Below are 25,399 nucleotides of genomic sequence, written 5' to 3' on the forward strand. Positions count from 1 at the left end.
TGCATGTTGATGGCGTCAATATTCAATGTTGATTCAGTCAACATGTACATATTGCAGTCAACATGACTGCCGCCCCGGATCAGGCGGAGCGGGCCGCCGCGCCGGTGGTCTCGTCGGTGGCGGCCGCCGCGAACTCCGTCAGGCCTCGCAGCAGGGCCGCTCGGCCGGCCAGGGACATGCGCTCCAGCGTTTCCGACAGGGCCAGCCGGCGGATCCGGCGGAGCTCGGCCAGCAGCGCGCGGGACGAGGCGGTCAGGTACAGCGCGATCTCGCGGCGGTCGGCCCGGCCGGGGACCCGCTCGACCATGCCGTTGGCGACCAGGCGATCGCAGAGCCGGCTCGCCGAGGAGAGCAGCATGCCGAGCTCGGCGGCGAGGCCGCCCAGGTTGATGCCCTCGGCCCGCTCGACGGCGAGCAGAGCGTTCAGCTGGGGCCAGGACAGCCGCGGGGTCACCTGCTCGCGCGCCTGATCCCAGGCGAACAGCAGGGCTTGCGCGGCGTCGTCGATCGCCGCGGCGTGCATCGGGTCGGCCCCTTCGAGAAGCGCCATGGTGCAGCAGAGACTACCCTGCGGCGCGCGGCCGGTCGGCGAACCCGGCAGGGTGACGTTCCGGCGCGCCGGTGTCCCAGCCGGGCCGGCGCCGCCTCGACCGGCGCCCAGAGGCCAGCCCGGCGCCGCCTCGACCGGGGCGCGGAGGGCGGCTCAGCGCCGCCTCGACCGGCGTCAGGAGGGCCGGCCCGGGAGAGACGGCGGGGGCCGTCACCGCGGTTGGTGACGGCCCCCGCCCGTACGCAATCGGGAATTAATTGGCGCCGGTGCGGGTGGCGATCGCTTCCAGGAAGATGTCGCCGATCTTCGCCGGGTCGGGCGCGATGAACACGCCGCCGGCCGCCGTGGGCTTCACGATGGTCTCGAGTTCCTTCTGGTTGACCTCGGGACCGATACCGATGATGACCACGCGTACCGGGCGCTTCGGGTCGTTGAGCTGCTTGAGCCTGGCGACCAGGGTGGCCTGGGAGATGCCTTCGTCGTTCTCGTTCACGCCGTCGGTGAAGAGGATGACCGAGTTGACCTTGCCCGGCACCCAGGAGTTCTGCACCGTCTGGTACGCGGCGAGCAGGGTGTCGTAGAGACCGGTGTTGCCGTTCTTCTTCGGGACGATCTGGGCGATCGAGGCTTCCAGCGCCGAGCGAGCCGAGGAGAGCGGGCTGATCGGCGCTATCTGCTTGTACGGCTTCTTGCCGTCCATGTCGGTGGAGAACAGCCACACGCCGACGGCCCACCTGTCGTCGAACAGGTCCAGACCGCCACGCGCCGCCGCCTGGGTCACCGCGGCCCGGGTAGCGCCGCCCGCGGTCGGCACCGGCTTCAGCATCGAGCCGGAGACGTCGAAGACGGCCAGCGCCCGGCCGGGCAGCGTGATCGCGGCCCAGGAGCCCAGCGCCTGGCTGAGCGTGCTGGCGTCCAGCCCGGACGCGGCCGCGCCGCCGGCCGACTTGTCGTCGGCACCGGCACTGATCGACGGCGACGCCTCGGGGGCGCTGGTCGGCAGGCTGAAGCCGGAGCCGACCGAACCGTCCGGCGCCCGGAGGCCGGCGGCGGCCAGCGCGTTCTTGAAGGTCGCCGAGTTCAGCTGCTGGTGCAGCGCGGTCGCCGCAGCCGACTTCTGCAGTTCGACCTCGGGCAGGATCGCGTACGGGTAATCCAGCGGCAGCGGGCTCGGGTCGAGGTAGAGGGCCGCGAGCGGGACCGGCGGCTTCTGCGCGTTGTAGTTGATCACGTCGCCCTCGGACACCGGCGCCGCGCTCAGGCTGGTCGCGATGTCGTTGGCGTCGGCCGAGTGCGGGAACTTCTGCAGCAGGTCGTCGCGGAGCGCGGACGAGCTCTGCGCGAGCGCCTTGAGCACGCCGACCTTGACCGACTGCGCCTGCGGGCCGGTGCCGGCCGCCTGACCGAGCGCGAGCAGGCCGGACAGGCCGGTGGCGTCGCGGGTCGGGTCGGCGACGCCGGGCCGCAGCTGCGTGCTGGTGGTCAGCTGGCCGAGCAGGTCCTTCCAGCTGAGCTTCTTGTTCGGCCAGCCGAGTTGCTCGGCGACCGGCTGCGGCATGGCGACCACGACCGGGCTCTGCGCGACCGGCTTGCCGTCGGTCGGCACGAAACCGGGCGCCTCCTGCTTGAGCCGCAGCAGCCAGGTGGACGAATCGGGGATCCACACGTCGGGGACCTTCACCGACTCGGGCGCGGTACCGAGACCGTTCAGGAAGACCTTGTGCTCCCCGGCGACCGCGGCGGCCATGGTCGCCGAACTCACCGGGTTGACAGTCACCGCTACACACGTTCCGTTGACGTTCGCTCCGTGCTGGATCCAGCCCTGCGCCGTCTGTTCGACGGCAGGGGCGATCTCCGTCGCGGCGGCGACGGTCAGCCGGATCGAACCGGTGCATCCGGAGTCGGACAGTTGCTGATAGCCCAGGTAGGCACCGGCAAGGACAACGACGACTGCCATCGCTGCCCCAACGACGCCCGCTCCTCGGAAGTTGAAATTTCGACGATGGCGGCCTGACACGCGCTCTATAGTGCGCATCACAGAACCCGAATGCCATATACGTTCGGCGGAAAGTTACTCGGATCTGGTCATCTGGCCGACATTGCTACGGACTGTACTGACGCCCTTCCGCATCGTGCACAGCCGGGTGGCGTCTTTACCGACTCTCCGGACAATTCGGATTTGCCCTATCTCGCGGATTACCTGACCGCCATCGATGCCCAGCGCAGCAAGCATGTGGGGCTGGCCTCGGCGGTTGGCTCGCCCTGCGGCGCGGGGATGCCGGAGTCGGCATCGATCCTGAACGTTGTGACTGTGTGTGACAACTGATTGGCTACGTAGAGGTGATCCCCCAGCAGGATCATGTGGCGCGGCCAGTCACCGCCGGTAGGAATCTCGGCGATCGGGGTGGCTCGCTCACCGTCCCAGGCGAAGGTGGACACGGTGTTCGGCCCGCGGTTGGCCACGTAGACGAATCGCCCGTCCGGACCCATCGTGAGCTCGGCGGGATAATTCGGGCCCGCCTGGGTGCTCGCCGCGATCTCGCCGGCCAGATCGAGCGAGCCGTCGGCCGCCGGGCGGTACCAGGAGAGGTTCCCGGCCAGCTCGCCGACCAGCAGCATCGCGCCGTGCGGGGCCAGCCGCAGGTGCCGGGGGCCGGTGCCGGGCTTGGCGCTGACCGCCGGGGCCAGCATGGTGAGCCGGCCGCTCACCGGGTCGAGCCGGGCCCGCCACACCCGGTCGGCACCCAGGTCGGCGATCAGCACGCAGTCCCGGTCGGGCAGCACCATGTGCGCGTGCGGGCCCTCCTGACGCTCCGCATCGGGCCCGCTGCCGGCCAGGTCGAGCAGGTCGGACCGCTCCCCCGGCGCGCCCTCCGGGTCGAGCGGGTGCACCGACACCGAGCCGCTGGAGTAGTTGGCGACCAGCAGGAACCGGCCGTCCGGGGTGACCGAGAGGTGCGCCGGGTCGGAGCCGCCGGTGGGCTGGACCGAGAGCGGGGCCAGCTCACCGTCGGCGGCGACGGTGAAGGCGCTGATCGTGCCGTCGGCGTCGAGCTCGTTCACCGCGTACAGGATCGGCAGGGTGGGGTGCTGGGCCAGGAAGGACGGCGAGGGCGTACGAGCGGCCACGCCCAGCCGGGACAGGACGCCGGAGGCGGGGTCCCGGCGCAGCAGGGCGATGCCCTCGGCCGCACCACCCTTGTCCCCCGTGTAGCCGCCGACGTAGACGAATTCAGCTTTCGCACCCATACCCCGATCCCACCACATCCGAGGGCTACCAGGGAGTGCGCATCAGATGATGGGCGGCCCGGCGGCAGGACGGCGGGAGCGGCAGCGTGTGCCGGGCCGTCACCAGGCCGGCCGGGCCGCGGGTGACCGTGCCGGACAGGTGCGGGTAGCGGTCGGCCAGGTCCAGGGCGGTGACGACCGAGGTGAGGGGTACGGCCACGCCCTCCGCGTCCGTGCCCATCGCGGCGAGCAACGTCGCCGCGTGGGTGGTGCCGATCTCGGCCAGGTCGGTGGCGAGCCGCAGTGCGTTCGTCGCGGTGAGGATTGCGTACGGGAAGGAACTCAATCGCCCGTCGGAGCGCCACAGGTGGAATCGACGCGCGGAGCGGCTGCTGTGCAGCCGCCAGCGGATACCGGCGTCGACGCCGGCCAGCCAGAGGGGCCAGCGCTTGCAGTGGTACGCCTCGACGGCCGCCGCCCAGCTCGCCGCGCAGCCGAGGTCGTCGAGGCAGCGGACGTGGCAGGGGCCGGGGAGCACCCCGGTCGCCGGCGCCACCATCCAGGGGAGCACCGTCCAGTCGTGTCCGGCCAGGCCCAGCACCAACCGGTCGCAGAGGGTGCACCGGCTCGTCGTGTCGTGGCTCAACGTGGGTCCGTTCCGGGTGTGCCGACGGTGCGGTGGACGGCCGCGCGGACCCCCGTAGACCCGCGCGACCGCCCGGCTGATCAGCCCGCCATCAACTGGTAGACGACGCTGGTGGCCTTCTGCTGCTCGCCCGCGGCCGGCGCGGCCAGGGCCGCGGTGGTGCCGAAGCCGTCGTACTCGACGGAGTAGGTCTTGGCCTTGACCCCGCCGGCCGCCGGGATCTTGGCGATCAGGCTGGTCAGGTTGCCCTTGGCGTCGATCGTCGCGGTGAACGGCACGGCCTTGGCCTTGGCGCCCAGCTTCGCGAGGGTCGGCGCGTCGACGATCTCGGCTTCGGTCGCCTGGGTGAGGTCGGTGGTGCCGGTGAAGTGGCCGGGGCTGGTCTCCTTGACCCCGGTCGCCTTCTGCACGAGCAACTGGGCGTAGCCGGGGTCGGTGGACCCGTCGTACCCGATCATGCTCTTGTCCTTGACCTTCGCGGCGTCGAGCAGTTGCCAGTTCTTCGGGACCTTGGGCAGGCCGGGCAGGCCGGCCGGGGTGAACGCCATCTTCAGCCAGGTCTGCTTGTCGACCATCAGCGTGGTCATGGTCAGGCTGAAGCCGACCCCGGTCTCGTGCTGCACGATCTTGATCAGGGCCGCCTTGTGCGGGGCGTCCAGCACGCCCGACGTCGGCGTCTCGGCGCCGGCCACGTCGAACCGGTAGGCGGCGTCCCGCTCGTCGGGCACCGCGTCGATCAGCTTGAGCTTCGGGTCGAGGGGCGTGGTCGGGGTCGGCGCGGCGGCCGGGGTGTCACCGTTCACGTCCGACGCCAGGCCGCAGCCGGCGGTGGTGAGGGCCAGGATGGCAGCGAGTCCAGCAAGCTGCGCCTTACGTGCGCTCATGATCTTTCGTCTTTCTCCGGGTGGATGGGTGGCTCGCGGCCACCGACGGATCGAAGACTGCGCAACACCGCCGCCGTACCGCTGCGGTTATGCTGCTGCCCGCTGCCGTTTCGCTGCGGCCGAAGAAATGTGCTGGTCATGGGGGTGTCTGGTGGCGACCGAGCCGCTGCGGTTCGAGATCCTCGGTGAGGTGCGGGCGATCCGCGCCGGCGCGCCGATCGACCTCGGCCCGGCGAAGCAGCGGGCGGTTCTCGCCGTGCTGCTGCTCCAGGCGGGCCGGCCGGTGCCGACCCACCAGATCGTCGACGCGGTGTGGGGCGACGAGCCGCCGGAGAACGGGGCGAACGTCGTGCAGAAGTACGTCGCCGGCCTGCGCCGGGCCCTCGACCCCGACCGGGCGCCGCGCACGCCGGGCGAGTTGCTCGCGCTCACCGGCAGCGGGTACGTGTTGCGCACCGCCGAGGCCACCCTCGACACCGACGAGTTCCAGGCGGCGGTCAACCGGGCCGCGGCCGAGCGCGCGGCGGGCCGCCCGATGGAGGCGGCGGGCACCCTGCGGTCCGGGCTGGCGCTGTGGCGCGCGGAAGCGCTGTCCGGCCTGACCGGCTCGGTCTTCGAGGCGGCCCGCACCCGGCTCGCCGACGCCCGGGCCTCGGCCTGGGAGACGTGGGCCGAGATCGGGGTGGAGCAGGGCCGGGCCACCGCGCTCATCCCCGAGCTGACCCGGCTGACCGAGGAGTTCCCGCTGCGCGAGGGGCTGCGCACACAGCTGATGCTGGCGCTGCACCAGGCCGGCCGGCAGGCCGAGGCGCTGGCCGTGTTCCGGGACGCGCGGGAGTACTTCCTGGACGAGTTCGGCGCCGAGCCGGGCGAGCGGATGCAGGAGGCGCACCGCCGGATCCTGCGAACTGACCAGGTGCCGGCACCCAACCCCGTTCCGGTGTCGCCGCCGCCTCGGCCGCTGCCTCTGCCGCCGTCAGCCTTTCCGTTACCGGCCGCACCGATATTCCAGCCGCCCCGGCGCGGCCGGCGGGTCTCCGCGACCGAAGTGATCTTCGCCCTGGTGGCGCCGTTCGCGACGTGCCTGGTCGGCTGCTGGTTCTACTTCGCCTACACCGGCGCGCGCCGGCGCCAGGCGCGGTACTTCTTCATCACCGCCGGCTACATCGTCGTCTGGCTGGTCGCCGTGCTGCTCTTCTTTCTGGGCTTTTCAGGACCGGTGGACGCCGATACTTCCCCCGTTTCGGACACGGGAATGACGATCCTCTTCCTGCTGCCGTTTTTCGCGGCCGCGCACGGCTTGATAGTGGCGCTGTACGCCGGCGACTTCTACCACAAAAGGACCATGCGCGAGCAAGCCCGGCAATTCGTCCTGCTCGCGCCTGACCGCGCCCGCGAGATGGGGATCGGGCGGCCCGACCTGCCGCTGCGGGCGGTCGACGACGGAGGACTCGTCGATCTCAACCATGTCGACGGGTACGACCTCGCCAACGCCACCGGGCTACCGACGGCCCAGGCCCTCGAGATCGCGGCCCACCGGGTCGCCAACGGGCCGTTCACGCGGCCGGAAGAGCTGGTGACGCTGGGACTCGCCGACGAACGTACGGTCAAGAAGCTCGCGGCCCGGCTGGTCTGCATCCCGCCCGGGCCGCACCCGATGGCCTGGCCGCCGCGGTGAGGCGGCGGCCGGCCGGTCAGCGCGAGCCCGCCGACAGCAACTGACGGCGGGCCACGTACTCGACCAGTTCGATCAGGACGTTGCGGGCGCCGAGCGGCTCGCGGGCGTCGAAGAGCACGACCGGGACCCCCGGGTCGAGGTCGAGCGCCCGGCCCACCGCGTCGGCGGCGAAGCGCTGCTCGGCCTCGAAGCAGTTGACCGCGACCACGAACGGCGTGCCCCGCTGCTCGAAGTAGTCGATCGAGGGGAAGCAGTCGGCCAGGCGGCGGGTGTCGGCGAGCACCACCGCGCCGAGCGCACCCTGGGAGAGCTCGTCCCAGAGGAACCAGAAGCGGTCCTGCCCCGGCGTACCGAAGAGGTAGAGCTGCAGGTCCTCGGTGATGGTGATCCGGCCGAAGTCCATCGTCACGGTCGTGGTGGTCTTGCTCTCCACGCCGCCGATGTCGTCGGCGCCCTCCACCCCGGTGAGGATCTCCTCGGTCTGCAGCGGGCGGATCTCGCTCACCGACCCGACCATGGTGGTCTTGCCGGCGCCGAAGCCGCCCGCGATCAAGATCTTGAGCGCTACCGGAATGCGCGACGACGCGCCGTTGCGGTCAGAGCGCACGGAGTCCATTGACAACCGCCTTGAGTACGTCGACATCGTGCGGCCGTGATGCCGCCGGGGGTTCGTACATCGAAATGAGCCCTGCCGAGCGTAGATCACCGAGCAAAACCCGGACGACGCCGACCGACAGATCGAGGGTGGAGGCCAGCTCGACCACGGGGATCGGCTCCCACGCGGCGGCCAGGATCGCGTGGTGTTCCGGCTGCAGGCGGCCGGCCGGCTCGGTCTCGGCGGGGGTCGCCACGACGAACGCCATCATGTCGATCTCACCGCCGGTGGGCGCGACCCGGCCCTGGGTCACCGCATAGGGCCGGACCACCGGCCCGGCGTCCCGATCGAGCCAGCTGTTGCTCATGGAGTCAGCCGGCATCGGGCGCCGCCGCGCCACGTTCCGGTGCGTTCATGGTCTGGCCGACGCGGGTGACGAGCATGGCCATCTCGTACGCGATCAGGCCGAGGTCGGCGTCGCTGGCGGCGAGCACCGCCAGGCACGCGCCCTGCCCGGCGGCGGTCACGAAGAGGAAGGCGGACTCCATCTCGACCACCGTCTGGCGTACCGGGCCGGCCCGGAAATGCCGGCTCGCCCCCTTGGCCAGGCTCTGGAATCCGGCCGCCATGGCCGAGAGATGCTCGGCGTCCTCCCGCTTGAGCCCGGCCGAGGCGCCCATCAGCAGCCCGTCGGCCGACAGCACCACCGCCTGCTGCGCCGCTGGCACCCGTTCGACAAGGTCGTCGAGCAGCCAGGTGAGATTCGCGCCCTGCTTGGTCGTCTGGGTCACTCTGTGTCCTTTTCCGGCCTGGTCACATCGTTCTGTTCGGGGGTGGCGGCCCCCTCCTCCGTTGCGCTTTCGGCGAGCGCCAGACTCACGATCGCCGGGAAACTGACGGTAGCCGCATCCGCGAAGGACGTGCCGCCGGGTGCTGCCCCGTTGCCGTTTTCCGCCGGCTTCGGGTGATCTTCCGAGATCCGCTGTTTCGGGATCTCGAGCTGGGCCGCGTCGATCCGCCCGCGGGTGGTGCCCTGTTGCAGGGCGCTCATGATGCTGCGCATCTGCTCGGGGGAGCGTAGCGGCAGGGTCGGCTCGTCCGGCAGGTTTCCGGCCGGGCGGCGCAGTTGCGGCGCGAGGCTGGCCTGCCGCACCCGCTTCGGCAGACCGTCCTCGGTCTCCTGGCTTTCTCTTGGAAGATCAACTTCAACTTCCTGCTTGCGTACGCGACGCCGCTGCACCAGACCGTCGGAGTTGAGCCCGCCGGCCACCGAGGACGGCGCCGGGCCCCCCATCGTCTCGGCCGGGGTGGGCGGCGCCTCCAGAGTCGCCCGGCGGCCGGTGATCAAGATCTCTTCCAGCTTCTCGGCGCCCTGCCACTGCAACGCGGCCAGCGAGCTGCGGTCGGCGGTGCCGGAGCCGACCAGCGGCCGGTCCAGGGTGCCGCCGCCGGGCAGCGCGGCCTGCTCGGGCGCGCCGACCACGAGCTCGCCGGGGACCAGCACGACCGCGGCGACGCCGGCGTACGCGGACTGGCGCAGCGACACCCGGATGCCGTGCCGGCTCGCCAGCTGGGCCACCACGAACAGGCCGAGGCGGGCGCTGTCGGTCGGGTCGAATTCGGGCGGCTCGACCAGGCGGCGGTTGGCCTCGTCGATCGCCTCGTGGGTCATGCCGAGGCCGCGGTCCTCGATCTCGATCGCGTACCCGTTCGGCAGCACCTGCCCGGAGACCTGCACCCGGGTCTGCGGCGGGGAGAACGAGGTGGCGTTCTCGAACAGCTCGGCGAGCAGGTGGATGATGTCGCCGACCGCGCGGCCCAGGATCGCCGACGACTCGATCGAGCGGATGTCGATCCGCTTGTAGTCCTCGACCTCGCTGATCGCGCCGCGAATCACGTCGATCATCGGCACCGGGTTGCGCCAGCCCCGGCCGGGCGCGGCACCGGCCAGGATCACCAGGTCCTCGGCGTGCCGCCGCATCCGGGTGGCCAGGTGGTCGACCCGGTAGAGGTCCTCCAGCTCCTGCGGCTCGGTCTCCCGGCGCTCCATCCGGTCGAGCAGGGCGAGCTGGCGGTGCAGCAGCGTCTGGCTGCGCCGGGCGATGTTGAGGAACACCTCGTTGAGGCCGCGCCGGACGTTGGCCTCCTCGACCGCCGACTGCACGGCCGTCCGCTGCACGTCGTTGAAGGCGTGGCCGAGCTGGCCGATCTCGTCCCGGCCGTACTCCAGCGGCGGCGTCTCGACCTCGACGTCGACGTTCTCCCCGCGTTGCAGGCGACGGACCACGTTGGGCAGCCGCTCGGTGGCCATCTCGAGCGCCTCGCCGCGCAGGCGGCGCAGCCGGCCGACCATCGACCGGCCGACCCGCAGCGAGATCGCGACCGAGACGGCGAACGCGAACAGGCCGAGGATCGCGGCCAGCGCGAGCCGGAGCAGGATCGTGGCGGCCAGCGAGGAGCCACGGTCGGCCAACTGGCTGATCGCCTGGTCCTCGAAGTCGCGCAGCTGCTCCACGGTCTGTGCGTACGGCCCGTGCCAGCTGTCCGCGCCGACCGGCGAGAGCTGACCCGTCCGGCTCTGCGTGATCAGCCGGTCCATCATGTTGTTGAGCTGCGTGAACGCCGGACCGATCGACAGCTTCTCGTAGTCGGCGCGGCTCGCCTCGGGCAGGTCGTTGACGCCCTGGCCGAGCAGGAACCGGGCGGTGCCGATGTCCTGCATCATCGCCGAACGCATCGGGTCGGTGAACTTGCCGCTGACCGTGGCGCCGGCCAGCACCGAGTCGACCCGGCTCAGGTATTCCTGGCCGCGGCTGAGGGTGGCCAGCGCGCGGATCTGCCGGTCGATCTCGTCGTCCGGGAAGATCGCGGTGGCGGTGAACATGTCGAACGCGGCCGACACCATGCCGTTGAAGATGTTCTGCGCGCCGATCGGGTCGAGCTGGCGGTTGTCGATGTGCGCGCGCTGCCCCGGCAGCACGTCGAGCTCGGTGTAGAACTGGTTGATCCGCTCGCGCAGGGTGGCGCCGGCCGACCGCCACGCGTCGCCGCCGCGGGCGACCGCGCGGAAGTCCTGAATGGCACGATCGGTCGCGGCCCGCTGCGCGGAGATCATCGCGGTCGTGGCGCTGGGGTCGGACAGGAACTGCACCGAGAGGCGGCGCTCGCGCTGGAGCTCGGTGATCACGACCTCGGACGGGTTGGCCACGTCGGCGCCGAGCGTGCGCGCCGACATCAGGGTGAGCGCCGGGCCGGCGGTCAGCGCGGTCGCGAACAGCCACACCGCGAGCAGCGCCGCCAGCGGCACCGTGATCATCGTGATGATCTTCGAACGGATCGACCAGTTCCGCGTTCTCATCAGGCTCCGCCCGGGTTGACAGCGTCCAGCGGCACGCCGCCCCCCGATGACCGGCCCGGGTACCAACCGTCACCGTCCGCGTGCGCCTTCCGGAGAATACGTAAAACCTTCAGCCGCAGCTACCACCCGAGCGGCCGATATATGGGCGGTCTGCCCTAATTGTCCAGGGAACCCGTGAAGTCGGCCATGCGACAGCCCCGGTTGATCTCCCCATTTTCGACGGGTCATACCAAAGGGGATTGACGGACCACGGTGCGTGGGAATACCGGGAATGAAGAAGGAGGAGACCGATGTCCCCCACACTCACCATCGTCCTGATCATCGTCGTCCTGGTGATCATCGCCGCGATCGTGTACGGCGTGCAGGCCGGACGCCGTAAGAAGCTGCAGAGCACCTTCGGGCCCGAGTACGACCGCGTGGTGGCCGACACCGGCAACCGTACCGAGGCCGAGAAGGAACTGCGCGAGCGCGAGAAGAGGCACGCCGAGCTGGAGCTGAAGGAGCTCAGCCCAGAGTCCCAGCAGCGGTACCGCGCCGCCTGGGAGGAGGTGCAGATCCAGTTCGTGGACACCCCGGCCGAGGCGGTCGGCACCGCCGACGAGCTGGTCACCCGGCTGATCACCGAGCGCGGTTACCCCACCGCCGAGTACGACGAGCGGCTCGCCGACCTCTCCGTCGAGCACGCCAACACGCTGCAGCACTACCGTGAGGCGCACGCGATCAGCGAGCGCAACGCGGCCGGTCAGGCCAGCACCGAGGACCTGCGGCAGGCGCTCGTGCACTATCGGGCGCTGTTCGCCGATCTGCTGGGGACTGACCCCGTATCGACGACTCCTGGTACTACTACATCCGAGCCTGACGATGAGCCGGCGCCCGCTCCCCGTAGGGCGACCGACACCGACGCCGCCACCGATACCAGCCGCTGAGGGAGTCATCGACCATGAAGTTCTTCTCCAACGACGCCAAAGAGAACTCCGACGAGCCGTACGGCCGGGACCACAGCGATGTGGTGACCTCCGATCCGGTGACGGTGCCGCAGCAGCGGGCCGGCTCGCCGTGGAGCACCGAGCCGACTACCACCGAGCCGGCCAGCACCGAGACCGACGGGCCGCGGCATGCCGACCCGGCGTCCGGCACGGACACGTCGGCCCCCGACACTGCGTCCACCGGCACCGACACCGAGGCCGGCAGCCCGGATGACCAACTCGCCGACGAGGCGCGCCGGGACGGGACGGACGAGGAGCCGGCCAGTCGGCGCGACGAGCACGACTTGCCCGACGAGCCGGCGACCGTCACGACGTACCACCCGGACGGAACGGTCGAGACCGAGGACCGGGCGGACAGCCCGGTTCGGGACGAGGGCACCTTCGACAGCCCGCAGGCAGTCGAGCCGGCCACCGGCGAGCCCCTCGCCACCGGAACCGACGACTCTGACGAATCCGACAAATCCGATGAGTCGGAACCGGCGGCGCGGCGGGACGTGACCGACGAGCCGGTCGAGGAGCAGGCGGTCAAGGACGAGGGCACCTTCGACAGCCCGCAGGCGGTCGAGCCGGCCACCGGCGAGCCCCTCGCCACCGGGACGGACGACTCCGGCACGTCCGACGGGTCCGACGGGTCGGACCCGGCGGCGCGCCGGGGCGTGGCCGAGGCGCCGGTCGCGGCCGCCGCCCCCTCGGCGCCGGGGAGTGTGGACGCGCCGCCGCTCGATCGGCTCTTCACCGACGGCGACTCGTTCGCCGACCGGTTCCGGGATATCCAGCTGCGCTTCGTGGACAGCCCCAAGGAGGCGACCGCCGACGCCGCCGCCCTGGTCGGCGAGGCCGTGGACAAGGTGACCGAGGCGCTACGGGCGCAGAAGGACGCGCTCGGCGGCGACTCGGAGGACACCGAGCAGCTCCGGGTCCAGCTGCGTAGCTACCGCGATCTGCTCAACCGCCTGTCCGCGCTCTGACCAGCACGAACCACGAAAGGGGAGCCGTGGCGGCTCCCCTTTCGTCGTACCCGGCGGCTACCGTGCGGACATGCGCGCCGGACGTCTCGTCTCGCTCCTCCTGCTGCTGCAGACCCGGGGGCGGATGACCGCGCGCGAGCTGGCCGACGAGCTCGAGGTCTCGATCCGTACGGTGTATCGGGATGTCGAGTCGCTCGGCTCGGCAGGGGTGCCGATCTACGCCGACCGCGGGCCGGCCGGCGGCTATCAGCTGCTCGACGGCTACCGCACCCGGCTCACCGGGATGACCGGCGACGAGGCGGGCACGCTGTTCCTGGCCGGCATGCCGGGGCCGGCCGCCGAGCTGGGCCTCGGCTCGGTGCTGGCCGCCGCCGAGCTCAAGCTGCGCGCGTCGCTGCCGGGCGAGCTGGCCGACCGGGCCGATCGCGTACGGGAAAGGTTCCACCTCGACGCTCCCGGCTGGTTCCGCGGCGACGAGCCGACCCCCTACCTGTCCACGGTGGCCGAGGCGGTGTGGAGCGGCCGCCTGCTGGAGGTCCGGTACCGGCGGTGGAAGGCGCCGCGCGAGGTCACCCGCACGCTGCACCCGCTCGGCGTGGTGCTCAAGGCCGGCCGGTGGTATCTGGTGGCCACGTCCCGGGAGCGGGTCACGGCCTACCGGGTGTCGAACATTCTCGAGGCCGAGGTGCTGGCGGGGGCGGCCGAGCGACCCGCCGGCTTCGACCTGGCGGCCTTCTGGCAGGACTGGGCCGAGCGGTACGAGCGCAGCGTCTACACCTCGACCGCGACGGTACGGATGACCGAGTCGGCGCTGCGGATGATGGCGTTCGTCTTCCCGCCGGAGATGTCCCGCACCGCCCGCGAGCTGGCCGGACGACCCGATGAGGACGGCTGGCTGATCACCACCGTCCCCATCGAGTCCATCAAACAAGGACACATCGAACTGCTCAAGCTCGGCGACGAGGCCGAGGTGCTGGCGCCGGCCGAGCTGCGCGATCGCTTCGCCGCCACGGCCCGCGGGCTGGCCGCGACATATCTGTCCGCCCTCGCCGAGACACCGTGATTCCCGCGCCCGCGAGACCGCCCCGCCGCACGCCACACCGGGCCGCGCCCGCGAGACCGCCCCGCCGCACGCCACACCGGGCCGCTCCCGCGAGACCGCCCGGCCACGCGCCAGACCGGCGGCCGCGAGCAGACTTGTCCCGGCGCGCGTTCGAGACCGGCCCGACGCGCGTGGTCGGCGGTGCGGGCCGCCCTCGATGACGGGGCGCGCTGCGCCGACGCACACCTGACACGTCGGGTCGGGTCGCTGCGGGTGCTAGGCGGGGCCGCCTGCTGCGATGCCGCCGGTGTAGCCCGAGTCGCCGCTGGTCGTGCCGGTGGACGACCCGGTGCCCGGGGCCGTCGTGGTCGGCGGCGAGGGTGGTGGCGGGGTCGGCTGGGTGGTTGATTCGGTCGGCGGCGTCGACGGGCCGCCGGTGGACTCGGTCGGCGGGGTCGACGGGCCGCCGGTGCCGGACGGCGAGGCCGAGACCGTCGGCGTCGACGTGATCTGGGTGGGCGTCGGCGACGCCTTCCTGGTGTGTGCCCTCGGCGACGGCGACTCGGTCAGCCGCAGCACCGTGGCGCGCGGTGTGGCCTTGACGGTCTGGTCCCCGCCGAGCGGGCTGTCGCCGGCGCCCGAGCCGCCGACCAGTTGTTCCGGACCGGCCGTGTGCTCGCCCACGACCGGCGGCCGCGCCGGCGTGGTGTCGACCGCGCCGAGGCGAACCCCCAACCACATCGCCGGACCCAGTCCGACCGCGACGATCGCCCCGAAGAGCGCCGCGGGTCCCCGATCCATGGTGACCTCCCCCGTGTCAAGCCTGATCATCCGGCTGCGCCCCCGGCGTCTACTACCCATTTCCGGAAACGGCAAGCGAACAACCACTGAGGCTATTGTGACTCAAGGTGATCAGTCCGTAGCTCATTCGTCGCGGATGAGACGCACCTACTCTTGCTGACGGATCCGCAGGTCAGAGGGTTCACTACGACGAATGCCGGTTTACGCGCAGTATGCGTTCGTTCCCGAATCGTGGCCGAATCCGCAGCAACGACTCAGCCAGGGCCCAGTTCCGGGCGTGCCGGTGCTTCAGCGGGCGCTCGTTCAGGCGCGTGCCGCTTACTTCAGCGCGCACTCGTGAGGCGCATTCCGCTGCTTCAGCGGGCGCTCATGAGGCGCGTTCCACCGCTTCACCGGGCGCTCGTGAGGCGCGTTCCACCGCTTCACCGGGCGCTCGTGAGGCGGGTGCCGGTGCCTCAACGCGTGCCGGTGCCTCAGCGGGTGCTGCTGCGTCAGCGGGTGCTGGTGAGGAAGGACACGGCGTCGTCGAGCGCCGTCCAGCCGCCGGGCAACTCGTCGGAGTCGAGGGCGGTGCGGACGCTCAGCGTGCCGCCGTCGCGGAGGTTCATCTCCCAGGAGCGGCGCCCGTTGCGGCTCGCGGAGGCCCCGGCCACGTCGGTGAACGGAACGAACCGGCGCTCCCCCGGCCCGGCCGCTGCCGTGGGCGCCCCATCGGACTCCGGCCGAGCCGCCCGGCCGTCGGCGAGGATGCCGTCGGTGGCCAGCCGGTTCAGCCGGCGTTTCGCCTCGCCGGCCCGGGAGCGGGGCAGCCCGGGCATCAGCACCAGGCCGGTCTCCACCACCAGCAGATCGGTGCGTACGCCGTCGACCAGCACGTTGACCACCCCGCCGATCACCGGCACCCGGGTCGCGGGCCGGGCGGCGGCGGACGGGCCGGCGGCGGCCAGGTCGATACCGAGCGCCGCGAGCCGCTCGCGGGCCTCGCCGACCGTGGCCGGGTCGGCGGCGAGCTCGGCCGGCCCGACCACGTCGAGGTGGCTGCCGTCAATGGCGACCAGCTCGGCCGTGCCGGTCCAGCTGTGCCGCCAGCGGGCCACCCCACCGTGCAGCGCGGCCAGCGCCAGCAGCAGGGCGATCAGGTCGACGATCCGGGCGGTCGTCTCCTCGTCCGGCGTCCCCACAGCCAGCGCCACCTCGTCCGGCGCCGCCCCTGCCGGCGTCGCTCCCGCCCGCGTCGCAGCAGCCCGCGTCGCCCCGGCATGCGTCGCTGCCGCCACCGCCGCAACTTGCGTCGCCCCGGCCGACGCTGCCGCAGCCTGGGTCGGCGCGGCCGGCGTCTCCCGGGACGGGCGGGCGTCGAAGACCGTCTCGGCGATCTTGCGGAGCCGGCCGTCGGCGGCCAGGTCGAGCACCTCGGCGGGACCCGCTACCGGGACGCCGGCCACCCGGGAGATCGCTCGCAACGAGGCGTCGGCCTCCCGTTCCATTTCGGCCAGCCGGGCCGCGTCGAAGAACTGTTCCCAGGACAGCACCGTGCGCCCGGCCGGCGGGAACGCGACCGCCTGCAGCGCGCGCCCTAGGCCGGGCAGGTCGGGCACCAGGTCGCCGGCGGACGGCCGCTCGGCCGGCTCGGGCCCCTCGTCGGTCACCGCGATCAGGGCGGCGAGCCGCTCGGCGAGCGGGGGATGCGGATCCCACTCCCCCGGCGGCTCGGGCTCGCGGGCGCGCAGCAGCGCCATCTCCTCCGCCCGGGCGGCCAGCACCCGCAGGAAGCCGCCGAACACGTCATCCGGCACGTGGCCGGCCTGCCAGCCGGGGCTCAGGTATTCGGCGTGGAACAGCTGCTGCATGCCGTCGAGCGCGGGGGCGTCGCGCAGCACCTCGGCGGCGGCCCGGCCACCGGCGAACTCGGCGGCGACGCGGTCGGCGGCCCGCTCCTGCTCGGCGGCGAAGGGGGCATCGCGACGGCGATACCAGGCCGCATACGCCCGGAGGACCGGGCCGGCCGGGCTGCGCCGCGGGATGCGCGGCACGATGCGGGTCAGGGCGGCCCGCCCCCGGTACGCCATCGGGGCGAACCGGCCCAGCCGTGGCGTGCCGTGCGCCAACTCGTGCGCCACCGCGGCCCGCAGCCGCGGCTCGTCCCACGCCAGCAGCAGCGGCAGGCCGAGGAACAGCTCGCGACGGCCGCCGAGCAGCCCGGTCAGCCGGACCCGCTCGGTCAGCGCGACGGTCGCCCCGGCCACCACGGTCAGCCCATCGGGCGGGCGCACGCCGGCCGCCGCCGCGGCGGCATCGACCAGCTGCCAGAGGGCCGACGCATCCGCCCTGGTCACCGGCACGCCGGCCGGGGCCGGGCGGCGCAGCCGCAGGGCTCGCACGGTGGCCCACCACAGCAGGCCCGCGGTGGCGATCACCAGCGGGAACGCGACCCGGATGGCCGCCGGGCCGGGCAGCGCGGTCAGCACCGCGGCCACGACCAGCAACGCCACGACCACCTGCAGCCAGGCGACCAGCAGGAAGCCGGCGAACGTGGCGGCGGAGAACGCCGCGCGCTTGCCGTCGCGCACCGGGAAACCTCCGGCCCGAAGGGAACAGGACAGGGGGCAAGCGTAGAGCGGGCCACCGACAGAAAACCCAGACGCCGAGTCCGGTGGCGGGAAGAATTAAGGAAGTCTTGTTGCGCCGGTGTCGCGCAGTCACGAGAGGGAATACGGATGGCCATGACTCGGCGCGAACAATCCCTCGCCCTCGCGATCAAGGGGTACGCCTGGCTGCCGGATCTGCGCCGGCGCAGTCATGGGCAGCCGGTACCGATGCGGTTGCTGGGCCGGCCGGCGGTAGCGATCGGCGGCCCGACCGCGGCCCGTTTCTTCTACGAGGCCGGGACCGTCGAGCGGCACGACGCGATCCCCGGGCCGGTGCTCGACACGCTGTTCGGCCGGGGCGGGGTGCACACCCTCGACGGCCGGGCGCACGAGCTGCGCAAGGCACTCTTCGTGGCACTGCTGATGGGTGACGGCGTGGAGGGCCTGGCCAAGCTGGCCGGGGTGGCGTTCGACGAGGCGGCCGACCGCTGGCGGGGCGCCGGCGAGATCTCGCTGTTCGACGAGACGGCCTTGGTCCTGGCGGATTCGGCGGCCGAGTGGTGCGGCGTACCGCAAGAGCAGAGTGACCGGACCGCCCTGGCCATGGATCTCCTCGCCATGATCGACGGGTTCGGGGCGCTCGGCACGCGGCAGGTGTGGGCGCGGCTGGCTCGCGGGCGGCGCGAGCGTCGCCTGACACGGCTGATCGAGGAGGTACGCCGGGAGGACCCGGCGCCGAGCGCCTTGTCCGCGATCGCGCACCACACGGCCGACGGTCACCCGCTCGACGCGCACACCGCGGCGGTCGAGCTCATCAACATCATCCGGCCGGCGACCGCGGTGACCTGGCTGGTCTCGTTCGCGGCGCACGCCATGGAGAGGTGGCCGGAGACGCGCGCCAAGATCGCCGAGTCGGACGAGTACACCGCGGCGTTCGTGCACGAGGTGCGCCGGTTCTACCCGTTCGCGCCGTTCCTCGGCGGGCGCGCGGCGCGCGACCTGTTCTTCCAGCGCACCGACATCCCGCGGGGCACGACGGTGCTGCTCGACGTCTACGGCCAGCACCACGATCCGCGGGTCTGGCCGGAGCCGTACGAGTTCCGCCCGGAGCGCTTCCTGGGCCGGCCGATCGGCGAGTACGAGCTGATCCCGCAGGGCGGCGGCGACCCGCGGACCGGGCACCGCTGCCCGGGCGAGCAGATCACCGTCGCGGTGCTCGGCACGCTGGCGCAGCGGCTGGCCCGGCTCGAGTACTACCTGCCGCCGCAGGACCTGACGATCGACCTCGCCCGAATCCCCGCCCGGGTCGGCAGTGGCCCGCGCATCGTGGTGCCCTGAGTCACGCCCAGTCGATCTCCGGTGATCGATAATAGTTGATGCCCTGGGCGGTCCAGCGCGGCCCGAAGGCGGCCAGCCGCGCCCGGAACGAGCGCCACTCGCGGTCGGCGCGCGGGGTCCAGCCGATCTCGGCGATCGCGGCCAGCCGGGGGAAGGCCATGAACTGCACGTCGGCCAGCGAGCGCAGGGTTTCCGACCAGAGCGGGGCCTCGACGCCGAGCAGTGACTCCTCGCCGACGCCGGGCAGCCGGTCGGCCGGATCCCAGTCGTACGAGCGCTCGACGCCGACCACGCCGGCCCAGTCGAGGCCGAGCGGACTGTCCTGGTCGTACTTCATGTCCAGATAGGCGCGGTCGGCCGGCGACATGATCACCTGGTGGCCGGCCGCCGCCGCCTTGGCCACGCCGCCGTCGGCCGGCTCGATCCGCCAGTACTGCGGGATCGCGGTCGGCGGCAGGTCGACCGCGGCGATCTCGTGCCAGCCGATCGCCCGCTTGCCGTACTTGCCGGCCAGCGGGAGGACCCGGTTGAGGAACGTGCGGTAGTCCTCGGGCGGGGTGGAGAACGCCTCGTCGCCGCCGATGTGCAGGTAGGGGCCGGGGGTGAGGTCGCTGACCACGCGGATGACGTCCTCGACGAACGTGTACGTCTCCTCCTTGCCGGCCACCAGCGAGCTGTAGCCGACCTCGGCGTCGGTGCGCGGCGGCACCGGCTGCCCGTCGGCGGTGAGCTCGGGGTAGGCGACCTGCACGACGTTCACGTGGCCGGGCAGGTCGATCTCGGGGACGATCGTGATGTAGCGCGCGGCCGCGTAGGCGACCAGGTCGGCGTACTCCGGAATGGTCAGGAAGCCCGGCCCGGCGCCGTCCACACCGGTACCCGGCCCGCCGCCGATCTCGGTGAGCCGCGGCCAGCCGGGGATCTCCAGCCGCCAGCCCTGGTCGTCGGTCAGGTGCAGGTGCAGGTGGTTGATCTTCAGCTGGGCGATCGCGTCGATGAACGAGCGGATGTCGGCCGGCTCGAAGTAGTGCCGGGCCAGGTCGAGCATCGTGCCGCGGTAGGCGAATCGGGGCTCGTCCTCGATCCGGCCGCCGGGCAGGACGATCTCGTCCGCCGGCTCCTCCGGCAGGAGCTGCCGCAGCGTTTGCAACGCCGCGAAGAGACCCTGGTTGCTGCCGGCGCGCAGGGTCACGGTCTCCGAGTTGATTTCCAGCCCGTACGCCTCGGCGGCCGTGCCGTTCCGGTCGTCCGGGTTTTTGTCGTACCCGTCGAGGAGGATCCGGAACGAGGCCGCTTCCTCGTCCTCGCCGCTCGTTCGGGAGACCGGGCGGCCGGTGGCGTGCCGCAGCAGCTCGGCCAGCTGCTCGGCGATGTCCGCCGCCTCCGTGGGAGCGCTCACGGACAGATGGGTGGAGATGGGGAAATTCGCGGCGGGATCCGGCCGCACCGAGACCGGAAGGGGGATCACATCGCCGAGTTGCCTGGTGAGTGGCTGCACGCGAGAAACTCTAAACTGTCTTTCCATGTAGATCACGACCTCGCGGGTCGTACGTTCGGCTCGGCCTGCCCACCAGGAAACGATCTAGGCCGCCTCGATCGAGACCCAGTCCAGGTACTTGCCGGTGCGGGCGTCGCCGGACGAGTTGCCGCGCAGGCGCCGGTTGACCCAGGGCAGGACGTGCTCGCGGTAGTAGCGGGCCTCGGCCAGCACCTTGCGCGGCTCCTCCGGGCCCGGGTCGATCACGTGCGCCTCGGTCGGGTGGCCGAGCGCGGTCAGCACCAGGCCGGCGACCCGGCGGTGGCCGGCCGCGTTGAGGTGCAGGCGGTCCGGCGACCAGTACGCGCCCCGGCGGATCTCCCGGTCGTGGAAGACGTCGACGAAGGTCAGGTCGAAGCGGTCGGCGAACGGCCGGATCGCCTCGGTGAGCATCTCGCCGCGGCGGCGCATCATGCTGCCGAACGGCAGGCGCTCGGACGGGTCGGCGCCGCTGAGCAGCAGCACCCGCACGCCCGCGTCGGCGCACCGCCGCAGCGCCCGCTCGGTGAGCGTGACCAGGTGGGACATGTCGCTGCCCGGGCGCATCATGTCGTTGCCGCCGCCGTTCAGGGAGAGCAGCGTGGGCTTCGGGTCGAGCGAGAGCGCCGCGTCGAGCTGCTCGGTGACGATCGGCTCGAGCAGGCGGCCGCGGATGGCGAGATTGGCGTACTGGATGGTCTGCTTCTCGCTCGACGCCAAGCCGGCGGCGACGAGATCGGCCCAGCCCCGCTGCGTGCCGTCCGGCATCGGGTCGCCGAGGCCCTCGGTGAAGCTGTCCCCGATCGCCACGTACCGCATCACTTCGTTCCTCCTACCCGGTGCTCCCGGGCGAGGTTACCGAACGGTTGCGTTCGGGAAGGCATGGTCGTGACTCAGATCGCCCGGCCGCGCGATCAGGCGAACAATGGGCTGATCTCCTCGGCGACCTGGCGGACGAACCCGGCCGGGTCGGGATCGTCGGGGGTGGGCTGCAGAATCAGCTTGGTCGCACCGGCCTCGACGAACTCGCGCAGGCCGGCGGCCATCTCCGCGGGCGTGCCGGAGACGCCGGGCACGTCGATGCCGTACCGCTGCTGCTGTTCTCTCAGCCGCTCGGTGGCGCCCGGACCGAAGGCGGCCGGGACGAAGACGACCAGTTCGTGCGGGGCCTGGGCGGCGATGTGGGTCTTCGCCGCGGCGACCCCTTCGGGCGAGGTGCCGCCGGTGAGGATCGTGCCGTCGCCGACCTCGCCACCCAGGGCCAGCGTCTTCGGGCCGGTCGAGCCGACGTACAGGGGCGGGGCCTCGGCGGGCGGCCAGTCCAGCTTGACCGCGTCGAGGTTCACGTAGCGGCCCTTGGCGGTGACCTCCTCGCCGCGAAGCAGGGCACGCAGGGCGGTCGCGTACTCCCGGAGGAGCGTGAGCGGCGACGCCGCGCGACTTCCGACCTGACCCATCCATTCCGGTACGCCGTGTCCGATGCCCGGCAGCGCGCGGCCCCCGGAGATGCGGGCCAGGGTGGCGATTTCCATGGCGGTGAGCGCGACGTTCCGGAACGGGACCGGCATGATGCCGATGCCGACCTTCAGGCGGTCGGTCCAGGCCAGGGCCGCGGCGGCGGCCGAGACGCCGCCGGCGAGGAAGCAGTCCTCCCAGAGCCAGAGCTCCTCGAGGCCGGCCCGGTCGGCGGCGCGGGCGATGGTGCGCAGGCTCTCCGGCGGATTCTGGGGCAGCGAGATGGCGCCGATGGTGGTCATGGAAGCTCACTCTGCCATTCGTGGCGGGCGCGCATGAGGGCGAAGCCGAGCAGGTTGAGGCCGCGCCATCGGGCCGGGTCGGTGGCGCGCTCGTCGGTGGCGGCCAGGCCGATGCCCCAGACCCCGTCGGTCGGGCTCGCCTCGACCAGCACGCGGTCGCCGGTGCCGACGAGCCAGTCGCGGAGCGCGGGATTTTGCCCGAACTTGTGCCGGCTCGCGTCGGTGACGATCTCGAAGCGGTTGTCCACCCAGGCCTGCTCGTCGAAGTTCGTCACGCCGCGGCCCAGGATCTTGGCATCGCGCGGGTGGCCGGCGGCGACGATGCACTCGGCGGAGGCCCGGTCGCCGAAGAGCTCGGCCTTGCGCCACATCATGTAGTGCTCGGCGGAGCGGAACCGGACACCGTCCACGGTGAACTCGGCGGGCCACCACTGACTGAGGCAGCCGGCGCCGATGCTGCCGTCCCGCTGCGGCCGGTGGCCCCAGAACAGCAGGAACTTGTGGCGGCCGGGGGCGGCCAGGAGGTCGTTTGTCGAGCTCGGGGGCGGGTTCACGGCGTCCATTCTGCGGGTGGGGCGCGGGGTACGCAGCTCGGTTTCGGGGGCCGGAGAAATTCGCTGATTCTTATATAAGCAGCAGCTTAGAGAGCGGCCGAAAATGTCGTAGGCCACCGATAGCTTCTTCGTGCGGGTCGGCGCCACGGGGGCGCCGACCCGTCCAAAGGGCCGTGGGGCGGTCCTTCGCGACGCTGCCTTGGTGGTGCGGTCAGGCGGCGCCGCGCAGGAGTGCCTCGGCGGCGGCTCGGGCCTGGTCGCGTAGTTCGGGTGGGGACTCGATCGTGAAGGGGACGCCCATCACGCCGAGGATCATGACGGGCCAGGTGAGGTCGTCGACGCTCATGCGGAGGCGGCAGGCGGCCGGGTCGTCCGGCAGGGGCTCGACCGTGGCCCAGTGGCCGACCACCGACCGCACCCGGGCCGGCGGGGTCTGCAGCGTGACCGAGACGTCGTGGCGGTTGGGGATGGCGGCTATCCGGGAGCGCAGCCAGGCGACCGGGTCACCGCCGGGGATGTCGCGCGGGCGGAAGCGGGCGCCGGTCGGGGCCGGGTCGGCCAAGCGGTCGACCCGGAAGCTCCGCCAGTCGCCTCGGTCGAGGTCCCAGGCGATGAGGTACCAGCGACGGCCGAGCGGCACGAGCCGATGCGGCTCGACGTGCCGGGTCGAGGAGTCGCCGTCGCGCGGGGCGTAGGTGAAGCGGAGGCGTTCCTCGCCCCGGGTGGCCAGGGCAAGCGTCGTCAGGGCGCCGGCGTCGAGGGTGGGGCCGCCGCCGAAGACGCCCGGCGTGGTCACGGCTCGGAGGGCGTCGATGCGCTTGCGGAGCCGGGGCGGGAGCAGCTGGATGACCTTGGCGAGGGCGCGTACCGACGTCTCCTCGAAGCCGGCCACCGCGCCGGCCGCGGCGGTGCGCAGGCCCACCGCGATCGCCACCGCCTCGTCGTCGTCGAGCAGGAGCGGGGGCACCGCGGCGCCGGCCTGGAGCTGGTAGCCGCCGGCCACGCCGCGCGTGGCGTCGACCGGGTAGCCGAGGTCGCGCAGGCGGTCCACGTCGCGGCGGAGGGTTCGGGGGCTGACCTCCAGGCGGTCCGCCAGTTCGCCGCCGGGCCAGTAGCGGTGGGTCTGCAGGAGGGACAGCAGCCGCAGCATCCGGGCACTTGTGTTCGCCATGAAACTCAGACTCCGCCGCATTGAGGTCAGAAACTGTCCGCAACGAACTCTAGCGTGGAAGGCATGGAGATGATCGAGACGCGAGGACTGACCAAACACTTCAAGAACGTGCGGGCCGTCGACGGCATCGATCTCACGGTGGCGCGGGGCGAGCTCGTGGCGCTGCTCGGGCCGAACGGCGCGGGCAAGTCGACCACGCTGCGGATGCTCACCACGCTGATCCCGCCCACCGCCGGCACCGCCAGCGTGGCCGGCTTCGACGTGGTCCGCAGGCAGCGGGACGTGCGGCTGCGGATCGGGTACATCGGGCAGGGCAACGGCGCCGGGCACAGCCAGCGCGGGCGCGACGAACTGATCAGCCAGGGCCGGGCGTACGGGATGAACGTGCGCGACGCCCGGCGGCGGGCCGCGGAGCTGATCGACTCGCTCGACCTGGCCGAGGTGGCCGACCGGACGGTGGCGACGCTCTCCGGCGGGCAGCGGCGGCGGCTGGACATCGCGATGGGGCTGATCCACTCGCCGGCGCTCCTCTTCCTGGACGAGCCGTCCACCGGGCTCGATCCGCAGAACCGGGCCAACCTGCAGGAGCACATCCTGCGGCTGCGGGCCGAGCACGGCACCACCATCGTGCTGACCACGCACTACCTGGACGAGGCCGACTCGATGGCCGAGCGGGTGATCGTGGTGGATCACGGGCGGATCATCGCGGACGACACCCCGGCCCGGCTCAAGGCCGAGCACGTGGGGGACACGATCCGGTTCGGTTTCGACACCGAGGACGAGGCCGAAAAGGCCGCCATCGTGCTTTCGGGGCGCGGGGTCGCGTACGGCAAGGAATTGAGGATCCGCACGGAGGGTGGGCCGCGGCAGGCGCCCGGGATGCTCGAAGATCTGCGCTCCGCCGGCGTGCCGGCGGCATCGGTCGAGGTCACCCGCCCGACGCTCGACGACGTGTTTCTGCAGCTCACCGGCCGAAGCCTGCGAGAAGTTGGAGCCTGAGATGACCGGGATGATCACCGACACCGCTACCGTGTTCAGCCGCGAGCTGCGGCCCACCCTGCGCCAGCCGTTCACCATCGTGATCTCGATGGTGCAGCCGCTGGTGTTCCTGGCGCTGTTCGCGCCGCTGCTGCCCGGCACCGATTCGCTGCGCTGGTTCGTGCCCGGCATCGTGGTCATGTCCTGCCTGTTCGCGGCCTCGATGACCGGCTCGAACCTGCTGTTCGAGATGCAGACCGGTTCCCATGAGCGGATGCTGGTCACCCCGCTGCGCCGGCCCGCGCTGCTGATCGGGCGGGCGCTCAAGGAGATCGTGCCGATGGTCGCGCAGGCCGCCCTGATCGTGGTCGTCTGTCTGCCGTTCGGGTACCGGCTCGACGTCGGCGGCGCGCTGCTGGGGCTGGTCGTCCTGGCCGGGTTCTGCGTCGGGATCGGCGCGCTCTCGTACACTCTCGCGCTCGCCTCCAAGCACCAGGAGTGGCTGTTCTGGACGGTGCAGCAGACCGTGCTGTTCCCGATCCTGCTGCTGGCCGGGGTGCTGCTGCCGCTCGACGGCGGCCCGGGCTGGCTGCGGGCGCTCAGCGCGTGGAATCCGCTGCGGTACGTGGTGGCGGCCGAGCGCGCGCTGTTCACCGGCGACGTGTGGGCCTCGAGCACGATCAAGGGCTTGCTCGCCGCCGTCATCGTGGGAACCCTGGGCCTGCTGATCGGCGTGCGTGCGATGCGACGCTCCGCCTGAC

General features: G+C 72.1%; 23 protein-coding genes. 7 read left to right on the plus strand and 16 right to left on the minus strand.

Annotated elements, in window-relative coordinates:
- Window positions 1–79: 79 nt before the first annotated feature.
- The 5 genes from IH26_RS0130805 to IH26_RS0130825 form a co-directional block, all read right to left on the minus strand.
- On the minus strand, window positions 80–550 hold the full coding sequence (locus IH26_RS0130805; protein ID WP_063763769.1) for a MarR family winged helix-turn-helix transcriptional regulator: 471 nt from the start codon (window positions 548–550) through the stop codon (window positions 80–82).
- A 253-nt stretch (window positions 551–803) separates the two neighbouring features.
- Window positions 804–2,507 carry a substrate-binding and VWA domain-containing protein gene (locus IH26_RS0130810; RefSeq protein ID WP_030439766.1) on the minus strand — a complete coding sequence of 568 codons (1,704 nt, stop codon included), beginning with the start codon at window positions 2,505–2,507 and terminating at the stop codon, window positions 804–806.
- Window positions 2,508–2,746: 239 nt separating this feature from the next.
- Complete coding sequence (locus IH26_RS0130815) at window positions 2,747–3,799, minus strand: lactonase family protein (RefSeq protein ID WP_030439767.1); 1,053 nt, start codon at window positions 3,797–3,799, stop codon at window positions 2,747–2,749.
- A gap of 25 nt (window positions 3,800–3,824) precedes the next feature.
- Window positions 3,825–4,424: a hypothetical protein gene (locus IH26_RS0130820; protein ID WP_030439768.1), complete on the minus strand. Its 600-nt coding sequence runs from the start codon at window positions 4,422–4,424 to the stop codon at window positions 3,825–3,827.
- An 80-nt stretch (window positions 4,425–4,504) separates the two neighbouring features.
- Window positions 4,505–5,308 carry a hypothetical protein gene (locus tag IH26_RS0130825; protein WP_030439769.1) on the minus strand — a complete coding sequence of 268 codons (804 nt, stop codon included), beginning with the start codon at window positions 5,306–5,308 and terminating at the stop codon, window positions 4,505–4,507.
- Window positions 5,309–5,459: 151 nt separating this feature from the next.
- Here IH26_RS0130825 and IH26_RS0130830 point away from each other — a divergent pair, with 151 nt between their 5' ends.
- Window positions 5,460–6,986 (plus strand): BTAD domain-containing putative transcriptional regulator, encoded by a 1,527-nt coding sequence (locus IH26_RS0130830; RefSeq protein WP_051808768.1) that lies wholly within the window; start codon window positions 5,460–5,462, stop codon window positions 6,984–6,986.
- 16 nt (window positions 6,987–7,002) lie between these two features.
- On the opposite strand, the gene IH26_RS0130835 is transcribed toward IH26_RS0130830, so the two are convergent.
- From IH26_RS0130835 to IH26_RS0130850, 4 genes are read right to left on the minus strand one after another with little or no spacing between them, the layout of a single operon-like run.
- Window positions 7,003–7,602 (minus strand): GTP-binding protein, encoded by a 600-nt coding sequence (locus IH26_RS0130835; protein WP_030439771.1) that lies wholly within the window; start codon window positions 7,600–7,602, stop codon window positions 7,003–7,005.
- The gene (locus tag IH26_RS0130840) at window positions 7,583–7,963 is read right to left on the minus strand and encodes a DUF742 domain-containing protein (RefSeq protein WP_030439772.1); all 381 of its coding nucleotides are present in this window, start codon (window positions 7,961–7,963) and stop codon (window positions 7,583–7,585) included. The genes IH26_RS0130835 and IH26_RS0130840 overlap by 20 nt, the downstream gene beginning before the upstream one ends.
- The gene (locus tag IH26_RS0130845) at window positions 7,953–8,372 is read right to left on the minus strand and encodes a roadblock/LC7 domain-containing protein (protein WP_030439773.1); all 420 of its coding nucleotides are present in this window, start codon (window positions 8,370–8,372) and stop codon (window positions 7,953–7,955) included. Before IH26_RS0130845 ends, IH26_RS0130840 begins: the two co-directional genes overlap by 11 nt.
- Window positions 8,369–10,939 (minus strand): sensor histidine kinase, encoded by a 2,571-nt coding sequence (locus IH26_RS0130850; protein WP_245665652.1) that lies wholly within the window; start codon window positions 10,937–10,939, stop codon window positions 8,369–8,371. The genes IH26_RS0130845 and IH26_RS0130850 overlap by 4 nt, the downstream gene beginning before the upstream one ends.
- A gap of 290 nt (window positions 10,940–11,229) precedes the next feature.
- Here IH26_RS0130850 and IH26_RS0130855 point away from each other — a divergent pair, with 290 nt between their 5' ends.
- The 3 genes from IH26_RS0130855 to IH26_RS0130865 all read left to right on the plus strand — a co-directional run bounded on the left by IH26_RS0130855 (window position 11,230) and on the right by IH26_RS0130865 (window position 13,956).
- Window positions 11,230–11,865: a hypothetical protein gene (locus IH26_RS0130855; protein WP_030439775.1), complete on the plus strand. Its 636-nt coding sequence runs from the start codon at window positions 11,230–11,232 to the stop codon at window positions 11,863–11,865.
- A gap of 14 nt (window positions 11,866–11,879) precedes the next feature.
- Window positions 11,880–12,893, plus strand: coding sequence for a hypothetical protein (locus tag IH26_RS0130860; protein WP_030439776.1), 1,014 nt, complete (start codon window positions 11,880–11,882; stop codon window positions 12,891–12,893).
- Window positions 12,894–12,963: 70 nt separating this feature from the next.
- Entirely contained in the window at window positions 12,964–13,956 is a 993-nt protein-coding gene (locus IH26_RS0130865) for a helix-turn-helix transcriptional regulator (RefSeq protein WP_030439777.1), read from the plus strand.
- A gap of 255 nt (window positions 13,957–14,211) precedes the next feature.
- Here IH26_RS0130865 and IH26_RS0130870 read toward each other — a convergent pair whose 3' ends face one another.
- Entirely contained in the window at window positions 14,212–14,736 is a 525-nt protein-coding gene (locus IH26_RS0130870) for a hypothetical protein (protein ID WP_030439778.1), read from the minus strand.
- A gap of 491 nt (window positions 14,737–15,227) precedes the next feature.
- Window positions 15,228–17,306: a M48 family metalloprotease gene (locus IH26_RS54195; RefSeq protein ID WP_051808769.1), complete on the minus strand. Its 2,079-nt coding sequence runs from the start codon at window positions 17,304–17,306 to the stop codon at window positions 15,228–15,230.
- 147 nt (window positions 17,307–17,453) lie between these two features.
- Here IH26_RS54195 and IH26_RS0130880 point away from each other — a divergent pair, with 147 nt between their 5' ends.
- Window positions 17,454–18,662, plus strand: coding sequence for a cytochrome P450 (locus IH26_RS0130880; protein ID WP_245665654.1), 1,209 nt, complete (start codon window positions 17,454–17,456; stop codon window positions 18,660–18,662).
- 1 nt (window position 18,663) lies between these two features.
- Here IH26_RS0130880 and IH26_RS0130885 read toward each other — a convergent pair whose 3' ends face one another.
- The 5 genes from IH26_RS0130885 to IH26_RS0130905 all read right to left on the minus strand — a co-directional run bounded on the left by IH26_RS0130885 (window position 18,664) and on the right by IH26_RS0130905 (window position 23,660).
- Window positions 18,664–20,187, minus strand: a complete 1,524-nt coding sequence (locus IH26_RS0130885) for a family 20 glycosylhydrolase (RefSeq protein ID WP_051808791.1) — start codon at window positions 20,185–20,187, stop codon at window positions 18,664–18,666.
- A gap of 57 nt (window positions 20,188–20,244) precedes the next feature.
- On the minus strand, window positions 20,245–20,997 hold the full coding sequence (locus IH26_RS0130890) for an SGNH/GDSL hydrolase family protein (protein WP_030439782.1): 753 nt from the start codon (window positions 20,995–20,997) through the stop codon (window positions 20,245–20,247).
- A 95-nt stretch (window positions 20,998–21,092) separates the two neighbouring features.
- On the minus strand, window positions 21,093–21,935 hold the full coding sequence (locus IH26_RS0130895) for an LLM class flavin-dependent oxidoreductase (RefSeq protein ID WP_030439783.1): 843 nt from the start codon (window positions 21,933–21,935) through the stop codon (window positions 21,093–21,095).
- Window positions 21,932–22,498: a riboflavin biosynthesis intermediates N-glycosidase gene (locus tag IH26_RS0130900; RefSeq protein ID WP_034216318.1), complete on the minus strand. Its 567-nt coding sequence runs from the start codon at window positions 22,496–22,498 to the stop codon at window positions 21,932–21,934. Before IH26_RS0130900 ends, IH26_RS0130895 begins: the two co-directional genes overlap by 4 nt.
- A 202-nt stretch (window positions 22,499–22,700) precedes the next feature.
- Window positions 22,701–23,660 (minus strand): helix-turn-helix transcriptional regulator, encoded by a 960-nt coding sequence (locus IH26_RS0130905; RefSeq protein WP_030439785.1) that lies wholly within the window; start codon window positions 23,658–23,660, stop codon window positions 22,701–22,703.
- A gap of 69 nt (window positions 23,661–23,729) precedes the next feature.
- On the opposite strand from IH26_RS0130905, the gene IH26_RS0130910 reads away from it, so the two are divergent.
- Both IH26_RS0130910 and IH26_RS0130915 read left to right on the plus strand, forming a co-directional pair.
- A complete protein-coding gene (locus IH26_RS0130910; protein ID WP_030439786.1) occupies window positions 23,730–24,659 on the plus strand; it encodes an ABC transporter ATP-binding protein in 930 nt (309 codons plus the stop codon).
- Between the two features lies 1 nt (window position 24,660).
- The gene (locus IH26_RS0130915; RefSeq protein WP_030439787.1) at window positions 24,661–25,398 is read left to right on the plus strand and encodes an ABC transporter permease; all 738 of its coding nucleotides are present in this window, start codon (window positions 24,661–24,663) and stop codon (window positions 25,396–25,398) included.
- Window position 25,399 lies beyond the last annotated feature (1 nt).

It is taken from the genome of Actinoplanes subtropicus (assembly GCF_000721705.1).
In the GTDB taxonomy this organism is placed as follows: domain Bacteria; phylum Actinomycetota; class Actinomycetes; order Mycobacteriales; family Micromonosporaceae; genus Actinoplanes; species Actinoplanes subtropicus.